We start from the raw sequence: 26,859 nt of genomic DNA, 5'->3' as shown, positions 1-26,859 counted from the left end.
GTCCGCGTCCGCTCGGTTGTACCGGCCCGGGGGACCCGGCTGGCGCTCCAACTCCCCTTTTGGTATGGCGTTTTCGATCTCGGGGAGGGTGGTCGGTGTCGCCCCGGTGCACCGAATGGCCTGAATTGCCGGCATTTCCGGCATAACGGGCCCTTCCGGCTCTCCGGGAGGGTTCGCCGGATGCCGGCAGGAGTGCCCCGTACCCCGGTCCCGTCCCGGTTTCCGGTCCACGGGCCGAGCCTGAAATAGTTCCTCACGATGTTTCGCCATCCCTAGACTTCCCATACAGGGCGTCACTCGGGGGACTATGTAAATGGGGCATGGAGTGCCTGAACTCGTACTGGAACTGAACGGAAGGACCTGGACGCTCGATCCGTCCAGGTCCTACAGCGTGGGGCGTGATCCGCAGGGCGACATGGTGCTCGACGACGCCAGGGTTTCCTGGCGGCACGCCACCCTCCGGTGGTCCGGCCGCAGCTGGCTCATCGAAGACCACGGCAGCACCAACGGCACCTACGTCCAGGGCCAGCGCATCCAGCAGCTGGAGATCGGCCCTGGTACCGCCGTCCATCTGGGCAACGCCACCGACGGCCCCCGGCTGAGTCTGTCCGCCGCCGCGGCGCCCGCCGACGCCTTCGCGCAGCCCGCCGCGGCCGCGCCGTACCAGGGCTGGCAGGCGCCGCCCGCGCAGCAGCAGCCGCCGGCCCAACAGGACTGGCAGGCCCCGCCGCAGGGCCAGCAGCCGTACGTCCCGCCCCAGCAGGCCCAACAGCCGCAGCAGCGCGCGCCCCAACAGGCCGTCCCGGCGCAGCAGTCCGCGCAGCCCCAGCAGCAACACCCGGCCCCGCAGGCCCAGGGCGGCGACCGCAGCCCGACCACCTTCCACCGCCTGGACATGGACCGGGTGATGCGGATCGGTCGTGCGCTCGACAACGAGCTGGTCGTCTCCGACCTCCAGGTCTCCCGCCACCACGCGGAGTTCCGCGCGACCCCCGACGGCCGCTTCGAGATCTGCGACCTGGGCAGCCACAACGGCACCTACGTCAACGGCCAGCCGGTCCCCAAGTCCGGCAGCGCGCCGGTCGGCCCGAACGACACCGTCGGCGTCGGTCACTCCACCTTCCGGCTGGTCGGCGACCGCCTGGAGGAGTTCGTCGACACCGGCGAGGTCTCCTTCTCGGCCCGCCACCTCACCGTCACCGTCGACGGCGGCAAGCAGATCCTCAAGGACGTCTCGTTCGGCGTCCCCGAGAAGTCGCTGATCGCCGTCATCGGCCCCTCCGGTTCCGGCAAGTCGACGCTGCTCAAGGCGCTGACCGGCTACCGCCCCGCCAACCAGGGCGACGTCCTCTACGACAACCGGAACCTCTACAAGCACTTCGCCGAGCTGCGTCAGCGCATCGGCCTGGTCCCGCAGGACGACATCCTCCACAAGGAGCTGACCGTCCTCAAGGCGCTCCGCTACGCCGCCAAGCTCCGCTTCCCCGGCGACACCGCGCAGTCCGAGCGCGAGGCCCGGATCAACGAGGTGCTGCGCGAGCTCAAGCTCGACGTCCACAAGGACAAGAGGGTCACCTCGCTCTCCGGCGGTCAGCGCAAGCGCGTCTCGGTCGCCCTGGAGCTGCTGACCAAGCCGTCGCTGATCTTCCTGGACGAGCCGACCTCGGGCCTCGACCCGGGCATGGACCGCGACGTCATGCAGCTGCTGCGCGGTCTCGCCGACGACGGCCGCACGGTCCTGGTCGTCACCCACTCGGTGGCCGAACTCGCCCTGTGCGACCGGCTGTTGGTGATGGCCCCGGGCGGTTCGGTGGCCTACTTCGGCCCGCCCGAGGAGGCACTGAACTTCTTCCAGTACGAGACCTGGGCCGACGTCTTCTCGGCGTTCGAGAACTACCGCGACTACGACTGGGCGGGCCGCTGGCGCGGATCCCCGCACTACCAGATGTACGCCGCGGACCTCGACGCCGCCCCGCCGCAGTCGGTCGACGTCCAGGCCCCACCGGCCCGCATACAGAAGTCCCAGAGCTGGGGCTCCCAGCTGTGGACCCTGATGCGGCGCTACGTCTCGGTGCTCGCCTCCGACCGGGGCTTCCTCGCCCTGATGGTGATCCTGCCGGCCGTCCTCGGCGTGGTCTCGCTGCTGATCCCCAGCGACTACGGCCTTGGGTACGGCCCGGTCGCCAAGCACCAGACCAACCGCGACGCGAGCACCATCTCGCTGATCCTCGCGGTCGGCATGTGCTTCTCCGGCGCGGCCAACTCGGTCCGTGAGCTGATCAAGGAGCGGGTCATCTACGAGCGCGAACGGGCCACCGGCCTGTCGCGGTCGGCGTACCTGATGTCCAAGATCATCGTGCTCGGCGTGGCCACCGCCCTCCAGGGCGTGATCATCGCGGCCATCGGCTTCTCCACCCGGCCGATGCCGACCCAGGGCCTGCTCGTGGCCAAGGCCCCGGCCATCGAGATGACGATCGCGATCATCGCCCTCGGCTTCACCTCGATGATGGTCGGCCTGATCATCTCGTCGCTGGTCAAGACCGCCGAGAAGACCATGCCGCTGCTGGTGATGTTCGCCATCGTCCAGGTCGTCTTCACCGGCGTCCTCTTCCAGCTCTTCGACACCGTCGGCGTCTCCCAGGTCTCCTGGCTGATGCCGTCCCGCTGGGCGGTCGCCGCACTCGGCGCCACCGAGGACATGAACACCCTGTTGCCGTGGGAGCCCGGCCACCCGGACCCGCTGTGGAAGCACCAGACCGGCGTCTACGTGATGGACGTGGTCATCCTGGTCACCCTGGGCGTGGCGCTCGCCTTCATCGTCGCGCGGCTGCTGCGCCGCCACGAGCCGGAGGTCATGCGCAAGTAGCGCGCGGTCACCGCCACGGCACGCCCGAGGGGCGGCACCCGGTTTCGGGTGCCGCCCCTCGGCGGTGTGTGCGGCGCCGCGGTCTGCAGCGAACGCCCGGCTCAGTAGGCCGAGTTGACGTTGTCCATCGAGCCGTAGCGGTTGGCCGCGTAGTTGCAGGCGGCGGTGATGTTGGCGACCGGGTCGTAGATGTTCCAGGAGGTACCGGAGACGTGGAACTGGCGGAACGTCGGGTCGATGACCTGGAGCAGGCCCTTGGACGGGATGCCCGCCTGGGCGTTGGAGTCCCAGAGGTTGATCGCCATGGGGTTGCCGGACGACTCGCGCATCAGGTTGCGGTAGATGCCGTTGTAGCTGCCCGGGATGTTGTGCTTGGCCATGATGTCCAGCGACTCGCGGATCCAGCCGTCCAGGTTGTTCGGGTAGACCTTCACCGGCTTCTGGACCGCGGCGGGGATCGCCTGGCGGACGGCGGCGCGGCTCACGGCCTCCTTGACCTGGCGCTCCTTCGCGACCTTCGCCTTGGCGGCAGCCTCGGCCTTCTGCTTGGCGGCCGCGGCCTCGGCCTTGCCCTGGGCGGCGGAGGCGTCGGCCTGCTGGGCGATGGTGGCCTGCTGGGCGCGGGCGGCGGTGTCGACGGCGCTGAAGGCCACCGGCTTGACGTTCAGGCTGGCGGAGGCGGCTTCGGCCTTGCCCTGGCTGGCGTCAGCACCCGGGACGGCGGTGAAGACCAGTGCGGCGGCACCCGCAGCGGCGATGCCGGCGGCGGTGAGCTTGTGGACACGGGTCAGGTTCAGACCGGAGACGGGGTACTTGGACATGGCGGCTCGACCTCTTCCAATGGGGGACGTCACACGGGCCATGAGCGGCGGCAGAACGCCGAGTTCAATCACGGCGCCGAGCGACGGGAGCCATTCTTAGCGGCCGGAAATTCGCCGGGCAATGATGTGACGTACGACCCCGGTTAGTGGAACCGGGCTTGCCGGGATTGCGTCCAGGACGGAATATTCCCAGTTCAAGGCCGATTTGTTGGTCCACTAACCAGGGTCGTAAGTGACCTGCGCCCTATGCGCGGGGTCACACCGGGCAGGGGTTTATCTCGCCGGTAGTAGTTGCAGTCGCACACGCTGTGCGCGCGCTGTGCGCCGTCAGACCTCGACGAGCACCTGGTCAAGGGTCTTCCGTACCAAATCGGGCACCTGACAGTCCGCTGCGGGGTACCCGACGGGAATCACCGCGAACGCCTTCTCGTTGGCCGGCCGCCCCAGCACCTCCTGGAGGAACCGCATCGGGCTGGGCGTGTGCACCAGCGCCGCCAGCCCCGACAGGTGCAGCGCGGACAGCAGCATCCCGACCGCGATCCCCACCGACTCGTCCACGTAGTAGTGCTTGCGCTTGGTGCCGTCCGGGCCGAGCCAGTGCCGCTGCTCGAAGACCACGATCAGATACGGGGCGTCGGTCAGATGCGGCTTGACCTCGTCCGTACCCAGCGGCCGCAGCGCCGCCAGCCACTCCTCGCCCAGCCGCCCCTCGTAGGAGCGCTCCTCCTCGGCCTCCGCCGCCGCCCTGATCCGGCGGCGCACCTCGGGGTCCTTGACCAGGACGAACGTCCACGGCTGCTGGTGCGCCCCGGACGGTGCGGTGGCCGCACAGGCGATCGCGTCCCGGACCACCTGCTCGGGCACCGGGTCGGCGGCGAACTGCCGGACCGTCCGCCGCCGGTCCATCTGCTCCCGCAGCTCGGCGGCGCGGGCCAGTGACTCGGCCGCGGGCATCCGCTCGGGCCGGTACGGCACCGGCCGGTAGGGCTCTCCGTGGGTCGGCGTCCAGTGCTTCGTCGGGGAGGTCGGCGCGGTGCGCGCCTGAGATGAAGAGGACATGCCCCGAGTCTGGGGTCGCGCCGACGCCAAGAGCCCCGGATCACCGCAGGCGTGCCGATACCGCCCGCCTCCCTGGCGAGATCGACGCGGAGCCGCCTGCCGAGTCCACCCGACCTGTCCCTATATAAGGGGACAAGCTCGGATTTCCACGTCCCCCTGCCCACCACACCCCCTCGGACGCCTCGCCGGACTCCCATATGGGATGCCTCTATATATATAGGGGTCACTACGTGCACAAGACGCACCCCTATATATAGGGAGCAAATAAGGACCATAACTACCCAAAGCGGGTGAATAGGGATCGCGGGGGAGCGTCCCTGTGCGGCCGGGTCGGGGCGTTCGGCCTAGGCCCGCTGACCTAGGCACGGAGCGTCGGCGGACCGATACGGACCGCTCGACCCGCCGGTACGGTGAACACATGAGCAACGGACCGGGAGCCGGGATCCCCGCGGTGAGCACCGCGATCCTGGCCATGAGCAGGCATCTGGAGGTGCGCGACGTCCTCAAGACGATCGTCGCCTCGGCCCGCGAGCTGCTGGATGCCGAGTACGCCGCACTCGGCGTGCCGGACGATCACGGGGGCTTCGCCCAGTTCGTCGTGGACGGCGTCAGCGCCGAGCAGTGGAAGGCCATCGGCCCGCTGCCCCGCCAGCACGGCATCCTCGCCGCGATGCTGCACAACGCCACCCCCGAGCGGCTCGCCGACGTCCGCGAGGACCCCCGCTTCGGCGGCTGGCCCGCCACCCACCCGGACATGTCCGACTTCCTCGGCCTGCCGGTCGCCGACGGCGACGAGATCCTCGGCGCCCTCTTCCTGGCCAACAAGCGCTGCCCCAAGCCCACCGGCGGCTGCGGCTTCACCGAAGAGGACGAGCGGCTCCTGGGGATACTCGCCCAGCACGCCGCCATCGCCCTCACCAACGCCCGCCTCTACGAGCGCAGCCGCGAACTGACCATCGCCGGCGAACGCGCCCGGCTCGCCCACGAGCTGCACGACGCCGTCTCCCAGAAGCTCTTCTCGCTCCGGCTCACAGCCCAGGCCGCGACCGCCCTGGTCGACCGCGACCCGGCCCGCGCCAAGGACGAGCTCCACCAGGTCGCCGCGCTGGCCGCGGAGGCCGCCGACGAGCTCCGCGCCGCCGTCGTCGAGCTCCGCCCCGCGGCCCTCGACGAGGACGGCCTGGTGGCCACCCTGCGTTCCCAGGCCCAGGTCCTCGACCGCGCCCACTCCGCCCGCGTCACCTTCACCGCCCAGGGCGTACGGGCCCTGCCCAACGCCCAGGAGGAGGCGATGCTCCGGGTCGCCCAGGAGGCGCTGCACAACGCGCTGCGGCACTCCGGCGCCGAGCGCGTCGAGGTCAGCCTCACCCGGTACGGCCAGGGCGCCCTGCTGCGGATCGCCGACGACGGGCGGGGCTTCGACACCCGCGCGGTCCGCCGGGCCGGCCGGCACCTGGGACTGGTGTCGATGCGTGACCGCGCCGGCGGCGTCGGTGGCAAGCTCACCGTGGAATCGGAGCCCGGCACGGGCACCACTGTCGAGATGGAGGTGCCCGGTGGCTGACAGCACCCAGGGCGGTACGGAACGGGCCACGGGCGAGGGGCGCGCGATCCGCGTCCTGCTCGTCGACGACCACCAGGTCGTACGCCGCGGCCTACGGACGTTCCTGGAGGTCCAGGACGACATCGAAGTGGTGGGCGAGGCGTCGGACGGCGCCGAGGGCATCGCCGCCACCGAGCAACTGCGCCCGGACGTCGTCCTCATGGACATCAAGATGCCCGGCATGGACGGCATCGAGGCCCTCCGCCAGCTCCGCACCCTCGACAACCCGGCCAAGGTCCTGGTCGTCACCAGCTTCACCGAACAGCGCACCGTCATCCCGGCCCTGCGCGCCGGTGCGGCCGGCTACGTCTACAAGGACATCGACCCGGAAGCCCTGGCCGGCGCCATCCGCTCGGTGCACGCCGGACACGTGCTGCTCCAGCCCGAGGTGGCCGGCGCGCTGCTCTCCCAGGAGGTCGGCAACGGCGGCCAGGGGCGCGGCAGTTCCCTCACCGACCGGGAGCGCGAGGTGCTGGGCCTGATCGCGGACGGCCGGTCCAACCGCGAGATCGCCCGCGCGTTGGTGCTCTCGGAGAAGACTGTCAAGACCCACGTCTCCAACATCCTGATGAAACTCGACCTCGCCGACCGCACCCAGGCCGCGCTGTGGGCCGTGCGGCACGGCATCGGGGCCTGAATCACGGGGGAGACGGGCACCCTGACGGTCCGTCAAAGCTATGAACCGACCGTCGCCTCGCGGATCCTAGATTCATACTGTCGTGTATACGTAGCCCGTTTGGCGTATCCCAGCTCCGTGCCGGGCCGTTTCCCAGTGCAGTCGTGGCGGCTGGCCACGGCATCGGCAACGAGGAGCAAGAGAAGTGAAGAACATCAAGCGGGTTGCGGCCATCACGATGGCGGGTGCCGGTCTCGTCCTGGCGGGCGCCGGCGTCGCCTCGGCGCACGACGGCTCGCAGGCCCAGGGTGCGGCGGTGCAGTCGCCGGGCGTCCTCTCGGGCAACGTCGCCCAGGCGCCGGTCCACGTTCCCGTGAACGTCTGCGGCAACACCGTCTCCGTGGTCGGCCTGCTCAACCCGGCCTTCGGCAACACCTGCATCAACAAGTGAGCCCAGGAGCGTCTGCTCCGACCGGCTGACCCCTGCGCCGGGCCGTGCACCGGCCCGCGCGGGTCACTCCGGACCGGCCCCGCCCAGCCCTGGCCGTGCGGCCGGTCCGTCCTCCACATACACCGTCATTCCGGCCCTGTGCCACCACGTGAGGAACACGCCACCATGAACAGCGTCAAAAAGGCCGCCCTTGTCCTTGCCACCACCGGTCTCGCCGTCGGTGCCGCCGCCGGTTCGGCGTTCGCCCACGACGGCGGGCACGCCGACGGCAAGGCCCTGAACTCCCCGGGCGTCGGTTCGGGCAACCTCGTCCAGGCCCCGGTGCACATCCCCGCGAACATCAGCGGCAACAGCGTCAACGTCGTGGGCGTGCTCAACTCCGCCTTCGGCAACCCGGCCGTCAACAACTGACGCCACCGGCCCGGGGTGCGACTCCCCGGGCCGCCCAGGGCAGTTCAGCCCCAGCTCTCCTGACAGGTCCCGTCGGCCGCGCCATGGCCGGCGGGACCTGTTGCCGTTCACCCCCGGCGTCGCTCCTGCTCCTCCACCGCGGAGTTGTACGCCGCCACCTGAGCCCGCCGGGCGGTGCGCTCCACCGGCCGCAGCGCCTCGGCGCGGGCCGCGATCTCCGACGAGCTGACCGCGGCGCCGTGCTCCCGGCCGTCCCCGCCCGCGCCCTGGGCGATGCCGATCAGGGTGCCGACCCGCTGGGCCAGCTCCAGCACCCGTACGGCCCGCGGTGGGTAGCCCGGCGCCAGCACCTGGCGGCCGGCCTCCGCCCGGGCTCGGTACGCCGCCAGCGCCGCGTCCGCCACCGGGCCGGATCCGGCCACGTCCAGCCGCGAGAGCACCTCCGTCGCCTCCCGCAGTGCCTCCGCCAGCTCCCGCTCGGCCTCGCCCAGCGACGGCACGTCGGCCGGCGGCGCCTCCCGCGCCGGCAGGCAGTGCCAGACCACCTCGACGTGCACATCGGGGCCGGCGGCGCCCTCGGGACCCGCCTCGAACACCTCCGGGACCAGCCCGAGCCCGGCGCCCTGGGCGAGCACCGCCTCGCCGGCCTCCAGCGCCCGCGCATTGAACTCCGGCGGCCCGCTCAACCCCAGCGGATGCCCCGGCACCGGCAGCGCCACCCGCAGGCCGAGCGCGCCGAGCGTCCGCAGCCGCCCCAGGGCGAGCGTCAGGCCGACCGGGGCGTCCTCCCCGGGCAGGCCCGAGACGCGGTGCACCGCGTCGTCGTCCGCGATGCGATGTACGGCGTCATCAGGTGAGACAAGTCCGGCCAAAAGGGCATTTCCCCATGCTGCCAGCCGTCCGGAACGAGGTTCATCGAGCATGGTCCCCAGCCTAGGGAACGGCACTGACAACGAGTGGCGTAGGTTTGCAGGGGGGCTGCGCCTACAGGCGCACACGACGACCGAGAAGCAATGGGAGACAGTGCGCTCATGAGCGATGTGCTGGAGCTGGTGGACGTATCCGTGGTCCGCGAAGGACGGGCTCTGGTGGACCAGGTCTCGTGGTCGGTGAAGGAGGGGGAACGCTGGGTGATCCTCGGCCCCAACGGCGCCGGCAAGACCACTCTGCTGAACGTCGCCTCCAGCTACCTCTTCCCGAGCGCCGGCACCGCCCGGATCCTCGGCGAGCAGCTGGGCCGCGTCGACGTCTTCGACCTGCGCCCGCGCATCGGCATCGCCGGCATCGCGCTCGCCGACAAGCTGCCGCGCAGCCAGACCGTGCTGCAGACCGTCCTCACTGCCGCCTACGGCATGACCGCCAGCTGGCAGGAGGACTACGACGACATCGACGAGCAGCGCGCCCGGGCCTTCCTCGACCGCCTCGGCATGAACGCCTACCTCGACCGGAAGTTCGGCACCCTCTCCGAGGGCGAGCGCAAGCGCACCCTGATCGCCCGCGCGATGATGACCGACCCCGAGCTGCTCCTCCTCGACGAGCCCGCCGCCGGCCTCGACCTCGGCGGCCGCGAGGACCTGGTGCGCCGCCTCGGCCGGCTCGCCCGTGACCCCTACGCCCCCTCGATGATCATGGTCACCCACCACGTCGAGGAGATCCCGCCGGGCTTCACTCACGTCCTGATGATCCGTCAGGGCAAGATCCTGGCCGCCGGCCCGCTCGAACTGGAACTGACCTCCAGCAACCTCTCGCACTGCTTCGGCCTCCCGCTCATCGTCGACCACAACGGCAGCGACCGCTGGACCGCCCAGGGCCTGCCCCTCAAGTAATGGCCCGTCACTGACCGATCGCGCCCTGTCCCCGAGCCACCCGGCGGATCTACCATGAGGCCGTGGATCCATGGGTGTGGTGGCTGATCGCCGCCGTAGGACTGGGCATTCCGCTCGTCATGACCGCGATGCCCGAATTCGGGATGTTCGCGGTCGGCGCCGTCGCCGGTGCCGTCACCGCAGCGCTCGGTGGCGGCACCGTTCCGCAATTCCTGGTGTTCGTAGCGGTGTCGGTCGCGCTGATCGCCGTCGTCCGGCCGATCGCCAACCGCCACCGCGGCCAGGGCCCACGGCTGGCCTCCGGCATCGACGCCCTCAAGGGCAAGACCGCCACCGTCCTGGAGCGGGTCGACGCCGGGGACGGCGGCCGCATCAAACTCGCCGGGGAAGTCTGGTCCGCCCGCGCCCTCGACGGCGATCGGGTCTACGAACCGGGCCAGCAGGTCGACGTGGTGGAGATCGAAGGCGCAACCGCCCTCGTCATCTGACCGAACCCGATGCGCTACGCCCCGCACCTCTGAAAGACTGATCAACAACAAGCCGGCCGCGGCCGGATGGACCAGCAACGAAGGGCACGGGAGCCGCTGTGGAACCGATCATCATCGTCCTGATCATCCTGGTGGTGCTCGTGTTCATCGCACTCATCAAAACGATCCAGGTCATCCCCCAGGCCAGCGCCGCCATCGTCGAGCGCTTCGGCCGCTACACCCGCACCCTCAACGCCGGCCTGAACATCGTCGTCCCGTTCATCGACACCATCCGCAACCGCATCGACCTCCGCGAGCAGGTCGTGCCGTTCCCGCCGCAGCCGGTGATCACGCAGGACAACCTCGTCGTCAACATCGACACCGTCATCTACTACCAGGTGACCGACGCCCGGGCCGCCACCTACGAAGTCGCCAGCTACATCCAGGCGATCGAGCAGCTCACCGTCACCACCCTCCGCAACATCATCGGCGGCATGGACCTCGAACGCACCCTGACCTCCCGCGAGGAGATCAATGCGGCCCTGCGCGGCGTCCTCGACGAGGCCACCGGCAAGTGGGGCATCCGCGTCAACCGCGTCGAGCTCAAGGCGATCGAGCCGCCGACCTCCATCCAGGACTCGATGGAGAAGCAGATGCGCGCCGACCGCGACAAGCGCGCCGCCATCCTCCAGGCCGAAGGCGTCCGGCAGTCCGAAATCCTCACCGCCGAGGGCCAGAAGCAGTCCGCGATCCTGCGCGCCGAAGGTGAGGCCAAGGCCGCGGCCCTGCGCGCCGAGGGTGAGGCCCAGGCGATCCGGGTGGTCTTCGAGTCCATCCACGCCGGTGACCCGGACCAGAAGCTGCTGTCGTACCAGTACCTCCAGATGCTCCCGAAGATCGCCGAGGGCGACGCGAACAAGCTCTGGATCGTCCCCAGCGAGATCGGCGACGCCCTCAAGGGCCTCGGCGGCGCCCTCGGCAACTTCAACCCCGCGGGCGGCGGCAGCATCCCCAAGCCCAGCAGCCCCGAGCGCCAGGCACCCCCCATCGACTGACGATGCCAGGGTCTCGTGCATGATCAGGGTTGCCCCTCGACCTCCACGGCGGGGAGGCAACCCTTGATCATGTAAGGAGAACGACGTGTCCCTCTGGGAAGCAGTCGCAGTCTTCGCCGCCGGCCTCGGCGCCGGCACCATCAACACCATCGTCGGTTCCGGCACCCTGATCACCTTCCCCGTCCTGCTCGCCGTCGGCCTCCCGCCGGTGACCGCCAACGTCTCCAACTCCCTTGGTCTGGTGCCCGGTTCGATCAGTGGCGCCATAGGGTACCGCCGCGAACTGCGCGGCCAGTGGCCCCGGGTGCTGCGCTTCGGGGTCGGTGCCCTCATCGGCGGCCTGGCCGGCGCGATCCTGCTGCTGGCCCTGCCGTCCAGCGCTTTCAAGGCAGTTGTCCCCGGCCTGATCGCCGTCGCCCTGGTACTCGTCGTAGCACAGCCCCGGCTGGCCGCCATGGTCCGTGCGCACCGCGCCCGCAACGGCACCACCGCCCACCGCGACGGCGGAATCGCCCTGTTCACCGGCTTGCTGCTCGCCAGCGTCTACGGTGGCTACTTCGGCGCGGCCCAGGGCATCATCTACCTCTCCCTGATGGGCGTCCTGCTCAGCGACGACCTCCAGCGCCTCAACGCCCTCAAGAACGTCCTCACCGCCCTCGTCAACGGCGTCGCGGCGATCTTCTTCCTCTTCGTCGCCCACTTCGACTGGACCGCGGTCATCCTGATCGCGGTCGGCTCCGCCCTTGGCGGACAGATCGGCGCCAAGATCGGCCGCCGTCTGCCGCCGGCCGCCATGCGTGCCGTGATCGTCGCGGTCGGGCTGGTGGCCATCGTCCAACTCCTCCTGAAATAGGGGACGTTGGGCGATCGCCACCCGCCTTCTGCGGTGTCATGCCGGGAGCGCCCGCAGCCAGTCCGGCAGCTCGTCCCGCACGGACACCCCCAGAGCCGACACCAGGGCATCCGCCGGCGTCGGCTCGAAGGGCCGCCGGAGCAGCCGCATCCCCGCCTGCTCCGGCGTCCGGTCCGCCTTGCGGTGGTTGTCCTCCGCGCACGAAGCGACGGTATTCAGCCAGGTGTCCCCACCGCCGTGCGACCGCGGCAGCACATGGTCCACGGTCGTCGCCCGCCTCCCGCAGTACGCGCATCGGTGCTGGTCACGGGCGAGCACCCCGCGCCGCGACCACGGCGCCTGTCTTCGGAACGGCACCCGGACGTACCTGCTGAGCCTGATCACCCGTGGCACCGGTACGTCCATCGAAGCCGCCCGGATCCGCATCCCCGGGTGGGCGTGCTCGACGACCGCCTTGTCCTGCATCACCAGCACCACCGCACGCCGCAGCGATACCGTCGCCAGCGGCTCGAAGCTCGCATTCAGCACCAGCGTCTCGCGCATCCCGTCCACCTCCCGGACCCTGATCGCCGCCGTGGCGAAGTGGCTCCACTGTGCAGGGGCAGGTATTTCCCGGACAACGCAATTTCCGTGTGCCACAAGGGAAATGGCGGGTGAGCGCAGCATGAAGAAGAGGTGTGTCACAGCCGAGGCGGAGCCGCCGCGAGGGGCACGCGAAGAGAGTGCGCTCCGGGTCCCGGCCCCCGTGCATACCCGGAACCCGGAGCGAACGGCAGCCGGCGCGGACGCCCTGTGCGTGGGACTCCGGCGAACAAGGGGCGAACACACCTACGCCCCGACGCTCCCGCCACTGCGGTACCAGCTGCCCGACGCCTCATGGAGGCGGCGGTACGCGTACCACTGTGGGTGGCGGAAGCGCCGGGGCGCAACGCATTTCTCCGGGCCCGACGGCCCGGCCCGTCTCACCCGGCGGCGGGCACCTCGTACTCGCCGATCAGCTGGGCCCGCCCGATCGCATGGAACCGCAGGTTGAAGCCCACCACCGCGGGCGAGACGTCCGCGTCCGGACCCAGCTTCTCCTGGTCCACCGCGTAGACGGTGAACACGTAGCGGTGCGGCCCGTCACCGGGCGGCGGCGCCGCGCCCCCGAAGTCCCGCGTCCCGTAGTCGTTGCGGACGTGCACGGCCCCCTGGGGGAGACCCTTCATGTCACCGCTGCCCGCCCCGGCTGGCAGCTCCGTCACCGACGCCGGAACGTCGAACAGCACCCAGTGCCAGAACCCGCTACCGGTCGGCGCGTCCGGGTCGTAACAGGTGACGGCGTAGCTCTTGGTCCCCGCCGGAGCGCCCTCCCACCGCAGCTGCGGCGAACGGTTCCCCCCGGCGTGGACCTGCTCCGGCCGCAGCGTCCCGCCCGGCTCCACCTCTTCGCTCACCACGGTGAACTCCGCCACCGGCGGGTGGAAATCGTGCGGGAGCGGCCGCCGCTTCAGCTCGGACACCTCGGACCTCCTGGTCGCTTGCTGACACTCTGTCCGGCCAGGTTAGAGCCAGTTGCGCCGCCCACCGACCTCGGCCAACCAGCGGTTGAGATATCCCGCCCAGTCGGTCCCCTCGAAGTCGTGCAGCCCCACCGTGAACGACCGGTAGGTGTCCGACCCCTCACTGAACAGGCCCGGCTTCTTGTCCATCTCCAGCACCACGTCCATCTCTCGGTCGTCCGTCACGAAGGACAGCTCGACCTCGCTCAGCCCGCGGTACTGCGGGGGCGCCGAGAACTCGATCTCCTGGAAGAACGGCAGCTGCTGCCGCGTCCCGTGGATCTGCCCCTGCTCCAGATCGGCGGTCTTGAACCGGAACCCGAGCCGCTCGAAGGCGTCCAGGACGGCCTGCTGCGCCGGCAGCGGATGCACCTGCACCGGGTCGAGATCACTGGAGTCCACCGCCCGCGCGATCGCCAGCTCCGTCGCCACCCCCACACCCATCCCGTGCAGCGGATGCCCCAGGAACGTGGTGATCGGCGTCTCCCAGGGGATCTCCAGCCCGAACGGCACGGTGTGCACGGCCCCGGCCTGCACCTCGAACGCCCCGCCCAACCGCACCCGGTGGAACTCGACGTCCCGCCGCACCTGCTCGTCCCCGCGCTCGACCTCGACCCGCGCCCGCAACCCGACGGACAGCCCCTGGACGGCCTGTGGCACCGACCCGCCCTGGATCCGCACCTCCCCCTGCACCACCCCACCGGGCACCACGTTCTCCTCGAAGAGCACCGTCTCCACGGACGCGCCCCCGGCCCCCAGACTCGCCAGCAGCTTCCTGAACCCCATGCTCGTCCTCCCCTGACACAACGCGTCCCGTATAGCCGGCCGATCGTGGGCCGATCCTTACGCACCCCCGACCGATCAGCCCAATTCCGTTTCCACACCCGCCCAAACCGGCCCCGACACCCGCCCGCCCCCCTCCACTACGCTCGGAACCCATGACCGACGTACCGGACCGCACGCCCCTCCCGCGCGACTTCTTCAACCGCCCCGTCCTGGACGTCGCCCCGGACCTGCTCGGCCGCACCCTGGTACGCCACAGCCCCGATGGCCCGATCGAACTCCGCCTCACCGAGGTCGAGGCGTACGACGGAGAGCGCGACCCGGGCTCCCACGCCTACCGGGGCCGCACCGCCCGCAACGCCACGATGTACGGCCCGCCCGGCCACGCGTACGTCTACTTCATCTACGGCATGTGGTTCAGCATCAACCTGGTCTGCGGCCCCGAGGGCAAGGCCAGCGCGGTCCTGCTGCGCGCCGGCGAGATCCTCACCGGCACGCACCTGGCCGCCGACCGCCGCCCCAAGGCCCGCAACACCAACGAGCTCGCCAAGGGCCCGGCCCGCCTGGCCACCGCCCTCGACATCGACCGCTCCCTGGACGGCACCGACGTCTGTGCCCCCGCCGACACCCCGATCTCGATCCTCCACGGCACCCCGGCCCCACGCGCCCGGGTACGGAATGGCCCCCGCACCGGAGTCGGCGGCGACGGCGCCGACCACCCCTGGCGCTACTGGATCGACGGCGACCCCACTGTGAGCCCCTACCGCCCCCACGCCCCCAGGCGGCGCACCCCCACGGCTACTTGACTCTGTCCCGCCAAACGCCTAACGTGGCCCGAGCCGCTGGACACGGGCAGCGCTATCTGCGTAACCCGGAGGCGGCAGAAACCACTACTTCGAACGACTCCCTGACGGGTCCTTTTCGGCGTTGCCGAAATTCGACCCGAGCGGCCCGATTATGAGCCGTCAGGGAAAGTCGCTAAAGTAGTGACCACGCCGAAAGGCAAACCCCCTCCGACGGGAAATCGGAACCGAATTCGAACCGGTAGCGCCTCATTGAGAAGCGGGCCGGAAGCGAAAAAGGATCTGATAAAATCGGAAAGGCCGAAAAGCGAAAGCGAAGCGGCCAGACCCCGCTCCAGCAGGGGGCCAGAGACGGAAACGGATCTGGTAAGGTTGGAACCGCGAAGAAGCCGAAAGGCCGAATCGCACCGGCGAAAATCAGGGCCGAAAGGATCTGATAGAGTCGGAAACGCAAGACCGAAGGGAAGCGCCCGGAGGGCCTGGTGAAACAGGCACAAAGGAAGCGTCCGTTCCTTGAGAACTCAACAGCGTGCCAAAAGTCAACGCCAGATATGTTGATACCCCGTCTCCATCATGGAGATGAGGTTCCTTTGAAAGTCCTTCCAAGTTTTTGGGAGGCGCACAGCGAGGACGCTGTGAACCGTGAGGATTATTCCTCCTCGTGGTTCCGCTCAACGCGAGTGTCACACCGGCAGTTTTTCATTAAACGCAGGCCGGAAAACATTCACGGAGAGTTTGATCCTGGCTCAGGACGAACGCTGGCGGCGTGCTTAACACATGCAAGTCGAACGATGAACCTCTTTCGGGAGGGGATTAGTGGCGAACGGGTGAGTAACACGTGGGCAATCTGCCCTTCACTCTGGGACAAGCCCTGGAAACGGGGTCTAATACCGGATATGACACACGGAGGCATCTTCTGTGTGTGGAAAGCTCCGGCGGTGAAGGATGAGCCCGCGGCCTATCAGCTTGTTGGTGAGGTAATGGCTCACCAAGGCGACGACGGGTAGCCGGCCTGAGAGGGCGACCGGCCACACTGGGACTGAGACACGGCCCAGACTCCTACGGGAGGCAGCAGTGGGGAATATTGCACAATGGGCGAAAGCCTGATGCAGCGACGCCGCGTGAGGGATGACGGCCTTCGGGTTGTAAACCTCTTTCAGCAGGGAAGAAGCGAGAGTGACGGTACCTGCAGAAGAAGCGCCGGCTAACTACGTGCCAGCAGCCGCGGTAATACGTAGGGCGCGAGCGTTGTCCGGAATTATTGGGCGTAAAGAGCTCGTAGGCGGCTTGTCACGTCGGATGTGAAAGCCCGGGGCTTAACCCCGGGTCTGCATTCGATACGGGCAGGCTAGAGTTCGGTAGGGGAGATCGGAATTCCTGGTGTAGCGGTGAAATGCGCAGATATCAGGAGGAACACCGGTGGCGAAGGCGGATCTCTGGGCCGATACTGACGCTGAGGAGCGAAAGCGTGGGGAGCGAACAGGATTAGATACCCTGGTAGTCCACGCCGTAAACGTTGGGAACTAGGTGTGGGCGACATTCCACGTCGTCCGTGCCGCAGCTAACGCATTAAGTTCCCCGCCTGGGGAGTACGGCCGCAAGGCTAAAACTCAAAGGAATTGACGGGGGCCCGCACAAGCAGCGGAGCATGTGGCTTAATTCGACGCAACGCGAAGAACCTTACCAAGGCTTGACATACGCCGGAAAGCGCTAGAGATAGTGCCCCCCTTGTGGTCGGTGTACAGGTGGTGCATGGCTGTCGTCAGCTCGTGTCGTGAGATGTTGGGTTAAGTCCCGCAACGAGCGCAACCCTTGTTCTGTGTTGCCAGCATGCCTTTCGGGGTGATGGGGACTCACAGGAGACTGCCGGGGTCAACTCGGAGGAAGGTGGGGACGACGTCAAGTCATCATGCCCCTTATGTCTTGGGCTGCACACGTGCTACAATGGCCGGTACAATGAGCTGCGATACCGCGAGGTGGAGCGAATCTCAAAAAGCCGGTCTCAGTTCGGATTGGGGTCTGCAACTCGACCCCATGAAGTCGGAGTTGCTAGTAATCGCAGATCAGCATTGCTGCGGTGAATACGTTCCCGGGCCTTGTACACACCGCCCGTCACGTCACGAAAGTCGGTAACACCCGAAGCCGGTGGCCCAACCCCTTGTGGGAGGGAATCGTCGAAGGTGGGACTGGCGATTGGGACGAAGTCGTAACAAGGTAGCCGTACCGGAAGGTGCGGCTGGATCACCTCCTTTCTAAGGAGCATCTAGACGGTCGTAAGATTGTCCAGAGCCACTACGTCGGCGAATGTTCGACGGTGGTTAGCTCATGGGTGGAACGTTGACTATTCGGCACGATGGGTTGGGTTTGTTAGTACTGCTTCGGCGTGGAACGCAAGTTTTGACTGGTCGTGTTGGGCGCGCTGTTGGGTGTCTGAGGGTACGGACTGTGGTCTGGACCTTCGCGATGCCGGCCTCGGTGAAGCATCCTTTGTGGGTGTGTGACGGGTGGCTGGTCGTTGCTTGAGAACTGCACAGTGGACGCGAGCATCTGTGGCCAAGTTTTTAAGGGCGCACGGTGGATGCCTTGGCACCAGGAACCGATGAAGGACGTGGGAGGCCACGATAGGCCCCGGGGAGCTGTCAACCAAGCTTTGATCCGGGGGTGTCCGAATGGGGAAACCCGGCAGTCGTCATGGGCTGTCACCCGCTGCTGAACACATAGGCAGTGTGGAGGGAACGCGGGGAAGTGAAACATCTCAGTACCCGCAGGAAGAGAAAACAACCGTGATTCCGGGAGTAGTGGCGAGCGAAACTGGATGAGGCCAAACCAGTCACGTGTGATACCCGGCAGGGGTTGCGTGGTTGGGGTTGTGGGAGTTCTTTTGATCGGTCTGCCGGCCGGTCGGCGAGTCAGAAACCGTTGATGTAGGCGAAGGACATGCGAAAGGTCCGGCGTAGAGGGTAAGACCCCCGTAGCTGAAACATTAGCGGCTTGCTTAAGAACCACCCAAGTAGCACGGGGCCCGAGAAATCCCGTGTGAATCTGGCGGGACCACCCGTTAAGCCTAAATATTCCCTGGTGACCGATAGCGGATAGTACCGTGAGGGAATGGTGAAAAGTACCGCGGGAGCGGAGTGAAATAGTACCTGAAACCGTGTGCCTACAAGCCGTGGGAGCGTCGCGCATCAAGCTTGCTTGGTGCGTCGTGACTGCGTGCCTTTTGAAGAATGAGCCTGCGAGTTTGCGGTATGTTGCGAGGTTAACCCGTGTGGGGAAGCCGTAGCGAAAGCGAGTCCGAATAGGGCGTGGAGTAGCATGCTCAAGACCCGAAGCGGAGTGATCTAGCCATGGGCAGGTTGAAGCGGAGGTAAGACTTCGTGGAGGACCGAACCCACCAGGGTTGAAAACCTGGGGGATGACCTGTGGTTAGGGGTGAAAGGCCAATCAAACTCCGTGATAGCTGGTTCTCCCCGAAATGCATTTAGGTGCAGCGTCGTGTGTTTCTTGCCGGAGGTAGAGCACTGGATAGGCGATGGGCCCTACCGGGTTACTGACCTTAGCCAAACTCCGAATGCCGGTAAGTGAGAGCGCGGCAGTGAGACTGTGGGGGATAAGCTCCATGGTCGAGAGGGAAACAGCCCAGAGCATCGACTAAGGCCCCTAAGCGTGTGCTAAGTGGGAAAGGATGTGGAGTCGCAGAGACAACCAGGAGGTTGGCTTAGAAGCAGCCACCCTTGAAAGAGTGCGTAATAGCTCACTGGTCAAGTGATTCCGCGCCGACAATGTAGCGGGGCTCAAGTACACCGCCGAAGTCGTGTCATTGCGATATTACCCCCAACGGGGATCGTGATGGGTAGGGGAGCGTCGTGTGCCGGGTGAAGCAGCCGTGGAAACGAGTTGTGGACGGTTCACGAGTGAGAATGCAGGCATGAGTAGCGATACAAGAGTGGGAAACTCTTGCGCCGATTGACTAAGGGTTCCTGGGTCAAGCTGATCTGCCCAGGGTAAGTCGGGACCTAAGGCGAGGCCGACAGGCGTAGTCGATGGACAACCGGTTGATATTCCGGTACCCGCTTTGAAACGCCCAATATCGAATCCATTAATGCTAAAGCCGTGAAGCCGGCCTGGAGTCTTCGGACAAAGGGACGTGGTGGAGCCGTTGACCCAAGGTGGTAGTAGGTAAGCGATGGGGTGACGCAGGAAGGTAGTCCAGCCCGGGCGGTGGTTGTCCCGGGGTAAGGGTGTAGGCCGTGTGGTAGGTAAATCCGTCACACGTTAAGGCTGAGACCTGATGCCGAGCCGATTGTGGTGAAGTGGATGATCCTATGCTGTCGAGAAAAGCCTCTAGCGAGTTTCATGGCGGCCCGTACCCTAAACCGACTCAGGTGGTCAGGTAGAGAATACCGAGGCGTTCGGGTGAACTATGGTTAAGGAACTCGGCAAAATGCCCCCGTAACTTCGGGAGAAGGGGGGCCATTTCTGGTGAGGGAACTTGCTTCCTGAGCTGGGGGTGGCCGCAGAGACCAGCGAGAAGCGACTGTTTACTAAAAACACAGGTCCGTGCGAAGCCGTAAGGCGATGTATACGGACTGACGCCTGCCCGGTGCTGGAACGTTAAGGGGACCGGTTAGCTCCATTTCGGTGGGGCGAAGCTGAGAACTTAAGCGCCAGTAAACGGCGGTGGTAACTATAACCATCCTAAGGTAGCGAAATTCCTTGTCGGGTAAGTTCCGACCTGCACGAATGGCGTAACGACTTCTCGACTGTCTCAACCATAGGCCCGGTGAAATTGCATTACGAGTAAAGATGCTCGTTTCGCGCAGCAGGACGGAAAGACCCCGGGACCTTTACTATAGCTTGATATTGGTGTTCGGTTCGGCTTGTGTAGGATAGGTGGGAGACTTTGAAGCGCCAACGCCAGTTGGTGTGGAGTCGTTGTTGAAATACCACTCTGGTCGTGCTGGATGTCTAACCTGGGTCCGTGATCCGGATCAGGGACAGTGTCTGGTGGGTAGTTTAACTGGGGCGGTTGCCTCCTAAAGAGTAACGGAGGCGCCCAAAGGTTCCCTCAGCCTGGTTGGTAATCAGGTGTTGAGTGTAAGTGCACAAGGGAGCTTGACTGTGAGACTGACGGGTCGAGCAGGTACGAAAGTAGGGACTAGTGATCCGGCGGTGGCTTGTGGAAGCGCCGTCGCTCAACGGATAAAAGGTACCCCGGGGATAACAGGCTGATCTTCCCCAAGAGTCCATATCGACGGGATGGTTTGGCACCTCGATGTCGGCTCGTCGCATCCTGGGGCTGGAGTCGGTCCCAAGGGTTGGGCTGTTCGCCCATTAAAGCGGTACGCGAGCTGGGTTTAGAACGTCGTGAGACAGTTCGGTCCCTATCCGCTGCGCGCGTAGGAGTCTTGAGAAGGGCTGTCCCTAGTACGAGAGGACCGGGACGGACGGACCTCTGGTGTGCCAGTTGTTCTGCCAAGGGCATGGCTGGTTGGCTACGTTCGGAAAGGATAACCGCTGAAAGCATCTAAGCGGGAAGCCTGCTTCGAGATGAGGGCTCCCTCCCACTTGATGGGGTAAGGCTCCCAGTAGATGACTGGGTTGATAGGCCAGATATGGAAGCGCCGTAAGGTGTGGAGTTGACTGGTACTAATAGGCCGAGGGCTTGTCCTCAGTTGCTCGCGTCCACTGTGTGGTTCCCGGGTTGCGAACAGTCGCAGCGTCGGTTGAACCAGTTCAACTTCTTTAATTGAAGAGTGTGCTTGTTCGCTAGAACCCGAATGGGTTTCGGTGGTTATAGCGTTAGGGAAACGCCCGGTTACATTTCGAACCCGGAAGCTAAGCCTTTCAGCGCCGATGGTACTGCAGGGGGGACCCTGTGGGAGAGTAGGACGCCGCCGAACAATCTTTCAAGGACCCTTGGTCCCAGCGTTCAGCTGGGACCAAGGGTCCTTTTTGCTTTGCCGGAGCGCGCCGAACGGATCGGTGCGTGAGAATGAATGCAGTACCGAAGACAGGAGTCACGTCGATGTCCACCAACTCTTCCGACGATCGTTCGGAGCGCCGGCCGAGGCGCGACGACGGCGACCGTGGTGGTTTCCGGCGGGATGACCGGGGGCCGCGGCGCGACAGTCGTGACAGCCGGGATAGCCGGGATAGCCGTGGCGGTGAGCGCGGTGGTTACCGGCGCGATGACCGTGGTGAGCGCGGCGGTGACCGTGGCGGTGACCGTGGAGGTTTCCGCCGGGATGACCGCGGTGGTGACCGTGGTGGGTTCCGGCCCGAGCGTCGGGATGACCGTGGTGGGTTCCGTCGGGACGACCGGCCGGAGCGTCGGGACGACCGGGGCGGTTTCCGACGGGACGACGACCGTGGGGGCTTCCGGCGTGACGAGCGTGGGGGCGACCGTGGCGGATTCCGTCGGGACGACCGGCCGGAGCGTCGGGATGACCGGGGCGGTTTCCGCCGGGACGACAACCGGGGCGGGTTCCGTAAGGACGATGACCGTGGGGGCTTCCGGCGTGACGAGCGTGGGGGCGACCGTGGCGGATTCCGTCGGGATGACCGGCCGGAGCGTCGGGATGACCGTGGTGGGTTCCGTCGGGATGACCGGCCGGAGCGTCGGGATGACCGGGGCGGTTTCCGCCGGGACGACAACCGGGGCGGGTTCCGTAAGGATGACGACCGTGGGGGCTTCCGGCGGGATGACCGTGGGGGCGAGCGCGGCGGGTTCCGGCGGGACGATCGGCCGGAGCGGCGGGATGATCGCGGCGGGTTCCGTCGGGATGACCGGCCGGAGCGTCGGGATGACCGGGGCGGTTTCCGGCGGGACGACAACCGGGGCGGGTTCCGCAGGGATGACGACCGTGGGGGCTTCCGTAGGGACGATGACCGTGGGGGGTTCCGGCGGGATGACCGTTCGCGGGCGCCGCGTCGGGACGATGAGCGCGGTGGCGGATACCGGCGGGACGACGACCGTGGTGGTTTCCGGCGGGATGACGAGCGTGGGGCGCGTCGGCCGTACGGCGGTGGGCGTGGCCGGGATGACCGTCGGGACGGGCCGCGGCGGGATGACCGTCGGGACGAGCGGCGGGACCGGGACCGGGACCGGGAGCCGATCAAGCGGCTGCCGATTCCGGAGGACGTGACCGGTGAGGAGATCGACAAGGCGGTGCGGCAGGAGCTGCTGAGCCTGCCGAAGACGCTGGCCGAGGACGTCGCCAAGAACCTGGTGATGGTCGCGCGGCTGCTCGACGAGGACCCGGAGACGGCGTACGAGTACTCGCGGGTGGCGCTGCGGCTGGCGTCGCGGGTCGCGGCCGTGCGGGAGGCTGCCGGCTTCGCGGCGTACGGGGCCGGGAAGTACGGCGAGGCGCTGAAGGAGTTCCGGGCCGCGCGGCGGATGACCGGCAGTGCGGAGCTGTGGCCGGTCATGGCGGACTGCGAGCGTGGGCTCGGGCGGCCGGAGAAGGCGCTGGCGATGGCCGGTGAGCCCGAGGTGCAGAAGCTGGACCGGGCCGGGCAGGTCGAGATGCGGCTGGTCGCGGCCGGCGCCCGGCGGGACATGGGCCAGACGGACGCGGCAGTGGTGACGCTGCAGAGCCCCGAGCTGGCGTCGAGTGCGGTGCACCCGTGGACGGCGCGACTGCGGTACGCGTACGCGGATGCGCTGCTGGAGGTCGGGCGCGAGGGCGAGGCGCGGGACTGGTTCGCCAGGGCGCTGGAGGCCGATCAGGCCGGGACCACGGACGCTTCGGACCGGCTGGCCGAGCTGGACGGGGTGCAGTTCACCGACGCGCTGGACGAGGAGGCGGACGCGGAAGCGGAAGCTGAAGCGGGCGCAGACGCGGGCGAGGCCGCGGGGGACGCGGAGTCCGGTAAGGGGTCCGAGAAGGCCGAGTAGTCGTTGCGGCCGGTGTAACGGAGTAACAGAGAAGGGGCGGGCCCGGTGGGCCCGCCCCTTCTTGCTGTGTGGGGGTGGTGGGGGTCAGGGGGCGTACGGGGCGATGGGGTTGTGGAGGGTGCCGATGAGTTGGAGGGCGCCGGCCGGGTCCTGGAGGTCGACCATCTGCTCGTTGTTGCGCAGCTGGAGGCGGTTGAGGCAGGACAGCGCGAACTCGGGGACGAAGATGTCGTACTCGGCGAACTTGTCGGCGAGGTGGGGGTGGGCCGCCTGGTAGTCGGTGACGGTGGCGGCGACGGTGCGCCAGAAGGTGTCCTCGTCGAGGACGTCGAGGTCGGCGAGGGTGGCGCTCAGGAAGCGGAGGAAGCAGTCGAAGACGTCGGTGAAGACGGAGAGCAGCTTCTTGTCCTCGGGGACGTCGGCGCGGATGCGTTCGACGGTGGGGGGCAGGACCGCGTCGGCGGACATCACGGCGATCTCCTCGGCGATGTCCTTGAAGATCACGCGGGCCACCGCGCCGTCCTCGACGACCAGGATGGCGTTCTCGCCGTGCGGCATGAAGACCAGGTCGTAGGCGTAGAAGGAGTGCAGGACCGGGGTGAGGTAGGCGTCGAGGTAGCGGCGCAGCCACACCTCGGGGGCCAGGCCGGACTCCGCGATGAGGGCGGCGGCGAAGGAGTCGCCGGCGCGGTCCACGTGGAGGAGGGAAGCCATGGTGGCCAGCCGCTGGCCCGGTGCGAGGGTGGGGACCGGGCTCTCCCGCCAGAGGGCGGCGAGCATCTTGCGGTACGGGGAGCCCTTGTCGGTGGCGGCCTCGTACTGGCGGTGGTGGTAGCCGATGGCGGCGCGCTCGCGGATGATCGAGAAGCGGGCGGCCCGGAAGGTGTCGTCGGCGTCGATCAGGCGGGCCAGCCAGTCGTTGATGGCCGGGGTGGCTTCCATGTAGGAGGCGGAGAGGCCGCGCATGAAGCCCATGTTGAGGACCGAGAGGGCGGTCTTGACGTAGTGCTTCTCGGGGCTGGTGGTGTTGAAGAAGGTGCGGATGGACTGCTGGGCGAGGTACTGGTCGTCGCCGGGGCCCAGGCAGACCAGGCGGCGCTGGGCGACCTCGGCGGCGAAGGTGACGGAGAGCTTGTTCCACCACTGCCAGGGGTGGGTGGGGAAGAAGTAGTAGGCGTCCGGGTCGAGGCCGAGGGCGGTGAGGGTGGTAGTGAAGCGGCTGCGGGTCTCGGCCGGCAGTTCGGCGCCGATCAGGGTCTCGTAGTCGAGGTCGGCGCCGGCGGTGAAGGTGCTGTGGTCGCGGTGGGCGGCCAGCCAGATCAGGGTCAGCGGGGCGGCGGCCTCGGGGGCGTAGGCGTGGTACTCGTGGACGCCGAAGCCGAGGCGGCCGTTGTTGGCGACGAAGCAGGGGTGGCCCTCGGTCATGCCGGTCTCGACGGCCTGGAAGTCGGCGGTGGCGAGTTCGGCGGCGGTGGGGGCCTTGCCGGCGAGCTTGTACGCGGTGCCGGAGAGGGTGGAGCTGATCTCCTCCAGGTAGACCGGGAGGACGGTCGGGGACAGGCCCAGGGAGGTGTGGAATTCGGTGATGAAGTCCAGGGCGTCCAGGGGGAGTTCGGCGTCGTCGCGGTGGCGGGTGATGCTGTCCGGGGCGATCTGCCAGTGGTCGAGGGCCTGTCTGCGGGCGGTGAAGCGGTAGGTGGTGGTGGCGTCGTCGCTGCGTACGGCGTAGTGGTCCGGGCCGTCCAGCGGCTCGGGGGTCAGCAGCCGTTCGTGGGCGAACTCGGCGAGTGCCTTGCGGACCAGGGCGCGGTTGGCGCGCGCCCACAGGTCGGGGGTGAGGTGGGCGACGGCGTCCTGGGCGGGCTGGTGCGGGGCGGTGGGGGCGGACATCAGCGGTCTCCTCGGGTGGCCAGGAACTGGTCGCGGGTGCAGGTACTGAGGTAGGCGTCTTTGGAGGGGAGCGAGACGGTGCGGACCACCTCGAAGCCGACGGCCTCGTTGAGGGCGTGGACCGCGGTGTTGCGGGTGTCCGGTTCGACCACCACGCGCTGGACGGCGGGGTCGGCGAAGAGCATGTCCATGACGGTGGTGAGGACGGCGTGGGTGAAGCCGTGGACGGGGGTGTCCGTGGGGGCCGTCAGGAAGTGCATGCCGATGTCGCCGGGCCGGGCGGCGTGGATGCCGACCAGTTCGCGGTGGGCGGGGTCGTAGCGCTCCATGAGGAAGGCCGGGGCGCCGTTGTGCAGGCCGAGGAAGGCGTCGTGGTACGGGTCGGCGTCGATCCGGGTGAACTCCTTCTCGACGGCGGCCAGGTCGCAGTCCTGCATCAGCCAGAAGACGGCTTTGGGGTGGGTGACCCAGGAGTGGAGGACCGGGGCGTCGGCGAGGGGGTCGACGGGCCGCAGGATGAACTCCCCCAGCGCGGGGTCGGTGCGGGTGAAGGCGGGGGTGTTCATGCGGATATCTCCATCGGGTGGTGCGGACCGGCCGGAGCGGCGAACTCCTGGAAGGCGATGGCCTTTTCGACCGGGTAGTACTCGCGGCCGAGCAGCTCGCGGACGATGCAGGAGTTGCGGTAGGCGGCCATGCCGAGGTCGGGGGTGACGAAGCCGTGGGTGTGCAGCTCGGCGTTCTGCACGTAGATGCCCTGGCCGGCGGTGTCGATGCTGTAGTTGCGGGCGACGTCGTAGCGGCCGGCGGTGTCCCAGGCGATGCGGTCGCGGACCGGGTCCAGGAAGTCGGGGACGCGGTAGCGGTAGCCGGTGGCGAGGATCAGGCCCTGGGTGGTGAGGGTGAAGTCCCGGCCCTGCTCCTCCTGTCGCAGGCCGAGGGTGTACGTGCTGGTGGCCTCGTCGTAACGGGCCTGCTGGAGGCCGGAGTTGGTCAGCAGACGGGTGCGGACCGGGCCGGCCAGCCGCTTCTGGTAGAGCAGGTCGAAGATGTCGTTGATCAGCTCCGAGTCGATGCCCTTGTAGAGGTGCTTCTGGGAGGCGTTGAGGTGGTCGCGGGTGGCCGGGGGGAGGGCGTGGAAGTAGTCCACGTACTCCGGGGAGGTCATCTCCAGGGTGAGCTTGGTGTATTCGAGGGGGAAGAAGCGGGGGGAGCGGGTGGCCCAGGTCAGGTGGTAGTCGTGGGCGTCGATGTCCTGGAGGAGGTCGTAGTAGATCTCGGCGGCGCTCTGGCCGCTGCCGACGATGGTGATGCTGTCCTTCGCCTGGAGGGCGGGCTTGGCGTCCAGGTAGCCGGCGTTGTGCAGCGCGTCGCCGCCCAGGTCCCGGCAGGCGTCCGGGAGGTGCGGCGGGGTGCCGGTGCCCAGGACGAGCTTGCGGGCCCGGAAGGTGTGCCGTTCGCCCTGGTGGTCGGCGTGGACGACGTAGACCTCGGCGGTCTCGTCGTACTCGACGGTGGTGACCTTGTGGGAGAAGCGGACGGTGTCGAGTTTTCCGGCGGCCCAGCGGCAGTAGTCGTTGAACTCGGCGCGCAGCGGATAGAAGTTCTCGCGGATGTAGAAGGAGTACATCCGGCCCGATTCCTTCAGGTAGTTGAGGAAGGAGAAGGGCGAGGTGGGGTCGGCGAGGGTGACCAGGTCGGCCATGAACGGCACCTGGAGGTGGGTGCTCTCCAGCATCATGCCGGGGTGCCAGTCGAAGCCCGGCCGGTCGTCGAGGAAGAGGCCGTTGAGCTCCCCGATGGGCGCGGTCAGGCAGGCCAGGCCGAGGTTGAAGGGGCCGAGTCCGATGGCGAGGAAGTCATAGGGGGCTTCGTGGGGGACGGTCACGGGGGTCTCTCTCCGGAGATGGT

At 67.6% G+C, this 26,859-nt stretch carries 21 protein-coding genes and 3 rRNA genes; 15 read left to right on the top strand and 9 right to left on the bottom strand.

Going from position 1 to position 26,859, the window contains the following annotated elements; genetic code table 11:
- Nucleotides 1-313 precede the first annotated feature (313 nt).
- Complete coding sequence (locus tag ACO0M4_RS36790; RefSeq protein WP_430375491.1) at nucleotides 314-2,866, top strand: FHA domain-containing protein; 2,553 nt, start codon at nucleotides 314-316, stop codon at nucleotides 2,864-2,866.
- Nucleotides 2,867-2,967: 101 nt separating this feature from the next.
- Here ACO0M4_RS36790 and ACO0M4_RS36785 read toward each other — a convergent pair whose 3' ends face one another.
- Together ACO0M4_RS36785 and ACO0M4_RS36780 are read right to left on the bottom strand one after the other, a co-directional pair.
- Nucleotides 2,968-3,687, bottom strand: a complete 720-nt coding sequence (locus tag ACO0M4_RS36785; RefSeq protein WP_430375490.1) for a transglycosylase SLT domain-containing protein — start codon at nucleotides 3,685-3,687, stop codon at nucleotides 2,968-2,970.
- A gap of 327 nt (nucleotides 3,688-4,014) precedes the next feature.
- The gene (locus ACO0M4_RS36780; RefSeq protein WP_430375489.1) at nucleotides 4,015-4,746 is read right to left on the bottom strand and encodes a nitroreductase family protein; all 732 of its coding nucleotides are present in this window, start codon (nucleotides 4,744-4,746) and stop codon (nucleotides 4,015-4,017) included.
- Nucleotides 4,747-5,164: 418 nt separating this feature from the next.
- On the opposite strand from ACO0M4_RS36780, the gene ACO0M4_RS36775 reads away from it, so the two are divergent.
- From ACO0M4_RS36775 to ACO0M4_RS36760, 4 genes are all read left to right on the top strand, one after another.
- Nucleotides 5,165-6,310, top strand: a complete 1,146-nt coding sequence (locus tag ACO0M4_RS36775; protein WP_430375488.1) for a GAF domain-containing sensor histidine kinase — start codon at nucleotides 5,165-5,167, stop codon at nucleotides 6,308-6,310.
- Nucleotides 6,303-6,986 carry a response regulator gene (locus ACO0M4_RS36770; RefSeq protein ID WP_430375487.1) on the top strand — a complete coding sequence of 228 codons (684 nt, stop codon included), beginning with the start codon at nucleotides 6,303-6,305 and terminating at the stop codon, nucleotides 6,984-6,986. The genes ACO0M4_RS36775 and ACO0M4_RS36770 overlap by 8 nt, the downstream gene beginning before the upstream one ends.
- A gap of 217 nt (nucleotides 6,987-7,203) precedes the next feature.
- A complete protein-coding gene (locus ACO0M4_RS36765; protein WP_430376034.1) occupies nucleotides 7,204-7,416 on the top strand; it encodes a chaplin in 213 nt (70 codons plus the stop codon).
- 165 nt (nucleotides 7,417-7,581) lie between these two features.
- Nucleotides 7,582-7,827, top strand: coding sequence for a chaplin (locus ACO0M4_RS36760; protein ID WP_430375486.1), 246 nt, complete (start codon nucleotides 7,582-7,584; stop codon nucleotides 7,825-7,827).
- A 107-nt stretch (nucleotides 7,828-7,934) separates the two neighbouring features.
- Here ACO0M4_RS36760 and ACO0M4_RS36755 read toward each other — a convergent pair whose 3' ends face one another.
- Entirely contained in the window at nucleotides 7,935-8,750 is an 816-nt protein-coding gene (locus tag ACO0M4_RS36755; protein WP_430375485.1) for a hypothetical protein, read from the bottom strand.
- Nucleotides 8,751-8,840: 90 nt separating this feature from the next.
- On the opposite strand from ACO0M4_RS36755, the gene ACO0M4_RS36750 reads away from it, so the two are divergent.
- From ACO0M4_RS36750 to ACO0M4_RS36735, 4 genes are all read left to right on the top strand, one after another.
- A complete protein-coding gene (locus ACO0M4_RS36750; RefSeq protein ID WP_430375484.1) occupies nucleotides 8,841-9,653 on the top strand; it encodes an ABC transporter ATP-binding protein in 813 nt (270 codons plus the stop codon).
- Nucleotides 9,654-9,727: 74 nt separating this feature from the next.
- Nucleotides 9,728-10,141, top strand: coding sequence for an NfeD family protein (locus ACO0M4_RS36745; RefSeq protein ID WP_430376032.1), 414 nt, complete (start codon nucleotides 9,728-9,730; stop codon nucleotides 10,139-10,141).
- Nucleotides 10,142-10,239: 98 nt separating this feature from the next.
- On the top strand, nucleotides 10,240-11,175 hold the full coding sequence (locus ACO0M4_RS36740; RefSeq protein WP_383906835.1) for an SPFH domain-containing protein: 936 nt from the start codon (nucleotides 10,240-10,242) through the stop codon (nucleotides 11,173-11,175).
- Between the two features lie 85 nt (nucleotides 11,176-11,260).
- Nucleotides 11,261-12,028: a sulfite exporter TauE/SafE family protein gene (locus ACO0M4_RS36735; RefSeq protein ID WP_430375483.1), complete on the top strand. Its 768-nt coding sequence runs from the start codon at nucleotides 11,261-11,263 to the stop codon at nucleotides 12,026-12,028.
- 36 nt (nucleotides 12,029-12,064) lie between these two features.
- Here ACO0M4_RS36735 and ACO0M4_RS36730 read toward each other — a convergent pair whose 3' ends face one another.
- From ACO0M4_RS36730 to ACO0M4_RS36720, 3 genes are all read right to left on the bottom strand, one after another.
- The gene (locus ACO0M4_RS36730; protein ID WP_390012753.1) at nucleotides 12,065-12,571 is read right to left on the bottom strand and encodes an HNH endonuclease; all 507 of its coding nucleotides are present in this window, start codon (nucleotides 12,569-12,571) and stop codon (nucleotides 12,065-12,067) included.
- A 419-nt stretch (nucleotides 12,572-12,990) separates the two neighbouring features.
- Nucleotides 12,991-13,530, bottom strand: coding sequence for a YbhB/YbcL family Raf kinase inhibitor-like protein (locus ACO0M4_RS36725; protein WP_430375482.1), 540 nt, complete (start codon nucleotides 13,528-13,530; stop codon nucleotides 12,991-12,993).
- Nucleotides 13,531-13,572: 42 nt separating this feature from the next.
- On the bottom strand, nucleotides 13,573-14,355 hold the full coding sequence (locus ACO0M4_RS36720) for a sporulation protein (RefSeq protein ID WP_430375481.1): 783 nt from the start codon (nucleotides 14,353-14,355) through the stop codon (nucleotides 13,573-13,575).
- Between the two features lie 152 nt (nucleotides 14,356-14,507).
- On the opposite strand from ACO0M4_RS36720, the gene ACO0M4_RS36715 reads away from it, so the two are divergent.
- The 6 genes from ACO0M4_RS36715 (at nucleotide 14,508) to ACO0M4_RS36690 (ending at nucleotide 23,058) form a co-directional block, all read left to right on the top strand.
- A complete protein-coding gene (locus ACO0M4_RS36715; RefSeq protein WP_430375480.1) occupies nucleotides 14,508-15,158 on the top strand; it encodes a DNA-3-methyladenine glycosylase in 651 nt (216 codons plus the stop codon).
- Between the two features lie 720 nt (nucleotides 15,159-15,878).
- Nucleotides 15,879-17,407 (top strand): 16S ribosomal RNA (locus tag ACO0M4_RS36710).
- Nucleotides 17,408-17,706: 299 nt separating this feature from the next.
- Nucleotides 17,707-20,828, top strand: a 23S ribosomal RNA gene (locus tag ACO0M4_RS36705).
- A 113-nt stretch (nucleotides 20,829-20,941) separates the two neighbouring features.
- Nucleotides 20,942-21,058, top strand: a 5S ribosomal RNA gene (gene rrf, locus ACO0M4_RS36700).
- The 16S, 23S and 5S rRNA genes sit together here, the layout of an rRNA operon.
- 186 nt (nucleotides 21,059-21,244) lie before the next feature.
- Nucleotides 21,245-22,303, top strand: a complete 1,059-nt coding sequence (locus ACO0M4_RS36695) for a hypothetical protein (RefSeq protein ID WP_430376075.1) — start codon at nucleotides 21,245-21,247, stop codon at nucleotides 22,301-22,303.
- Complete coding sequence (locus ACO0M4_RS36690; RefSeq protein ID WP_430376030.1) at nucleotides 22,282-23,058, top strand: hypothetical protein; 777 nt, start codon at nucleotides 22,282-22,284, stop codon at nucleotides 23,056-23,058. The genes ACO0M4_RS36695 and ACO0M4_RS36690 overlap by 22 nt, the downstream gene beginning before the upstream one ends.
- 84 nt (nucleotides 23,059-23,142) lie before the next feature.
- Here the strand turns inward: ACO0M4_RS36690 and ACO0M4_RS36685 are convergent, their stop codons facing one another.
- Genes ACO0M4_RS36685 through ACO0M4_RS36675 form a run of 3 tightly spaced genes read right to left on the bottom strand, consistent with a single transcriptional unit; the run spans nucleotide 23,143 to nucleotide 26,836 of the window.
- A complete protein-coding gene (locus ACO0M4_RS36685) occupies nucleotides 23,143-24,948 on the bottom strand; it encodes an IucA/IucC family protein (RefSeq protein WP_430375479.1) in 1,806 nt (601 codons plus the stop codon).
- Nucleotides 24,948-25,514 carry a GNAT family N-acetyltransferase gene (locus ACO0M4_RS36680; protein ID WP_430375478.1) on the bottom strand — a complete coding sequence of 189 codons (567 nt, stop codon included), beginning with the start codon at nucleotides 25,512-25,514 and terminating at the stop codon, nucleotides 24,948-24,950. Before ACO0M4_RS36680 ends, ACO0M4_RS36685 begins: the two co-directional genes overlap by 1 nt.
- Nucleotides 25,511-26,836, bottom strand: coding sequence for a lysine N(6)-hydroxylase/L-ornithine N(5)-oxygenase family protein (locus ACO0M4_RS36675; protein WP_430375477.1), 1,326 nt, complete (start codon nucleotides 26,834-26,836; stop codon nucleotides 25,511-25,513). The genes ACO0M4_RS36680 and ACO0M4_RS36675 overlap by 4 nt, the downstream gene beginning before the upstream one ends.
- Nucleotides 26,837-26,859 lie beyond the last annotated feature (23 nt).

It is taken from the genome of Streptomyces sp. RGM 3693 (genome assembly GCF_050471125.1).
Taxonomy (GTDB): Bacteria; Actinomycetota; Actinomycetes; order Streptomycetales; family Streptomycetaceae; genus Streptomyces.
Note: the sequence above shows the minus strand (reverse complement) of the source record. Positions and strands in the feature narration are given on the sequence as shown.

Excerpts from the sequence above, each read along its gene's own strand:
- ACO0M4_RS36790 (WP_430375491.1), top strand. The coding sequence starts at position 314 with ATGGGGCATGGAGTGCCTGAACTCGTACTGGAACTGAACGGAAGGACC.
- ACO0M4_RS36785 (WP_430375490.1), bottom strand. The coding sequence starts at position 3,687 with ATGTCCAAGTACCCCGTCTCCGGTCTGAACCTGACCCGTGTCCACAAG.
- ACO0M4_RS36780 (WP_430375489.1), bottom strand. The coding sequence starts at position 4,746 with ATGTCCTCTTCATCTCAGGCGCGCACCGCGCCGACCTCCCCGACGAAG.
- ACO0M4_RS36775 (WP_430375488.1), top strand. The coding sequence starts at position 5,165 with ATGAGCAACGGACCGGGAGCCGGGATCCCCGCGGTGAGCACCGCGATC.
- ACO0M4_RS36765 (WP_430376034.1), top strand. The coding sequence starts at position 7,204 with ATGGCGGGTGCCGGTCTCGTCCTGGCGGGCGCCGGCGTCGCCTCGGCG.
- ACO0M4_RS36760 (WP_430375486.1), top strand. The coding sequence starts at position 7,582 with ATGAACAGCGTCAAAAAGGCCGCCCTTGTCCTTGCCACCACCGGTCTC.
- ACO0M4_RS36755 (WP_430375485.1), bottom strand. The coding sequence starts at position 8,750 with ATGCTCGATGAACCTCGTTCCGGACGGCTGGCAGCATGGGGAAATGCC.
- ACO0M4_RS36750 (WP_430375484.1), top strand. The coding sequence starts at position 8,841 with ATGGGAGACAGTGCGCTCATGAGCGATGTGCTGGAGCTGGTGGACGTA.
- ACO0M4_RS36730 (WP_390012753.1), bottom strand. The coding sequence starts at position 12,571 with ATGCGCGAGACGCTGGTGCTGAATGCGAGCTTCGAGCCGCTGGCGACG.
- ACO0M4_RS36720 (WP_430375481.1), bottom strand. The coding sequence starts at position 14,355 with ATGGGGTTCAGGAAGCTGCTGGCGAGTCTGGGGGCCGGGGGCGCGTCC.
- ACO0M4_RS36715 (WP_430375480.1), top strand. The coding sequence starts at position 14,508 with ATGACCGACGTACCGGACCGCACGCCCCTCCCGCGCGACTTCTTCAAC.
- ACO0M4_RS36685 (WP_430375479.1), bottom strand. The coding sequence starts at position 24,948 with ATGTCCGCCCCCACCGCCCCGCACCAGCCCGCCCAGGACGCCGTCGCC.
- ACO0M4_RS36680 (WP_430375478.1), bottom strand. The coding sequence starts at position 25,514 with ATGAACACCCCCGCCTTCACCCGCACCGACCCCGCGCTGGGGGAGTTC.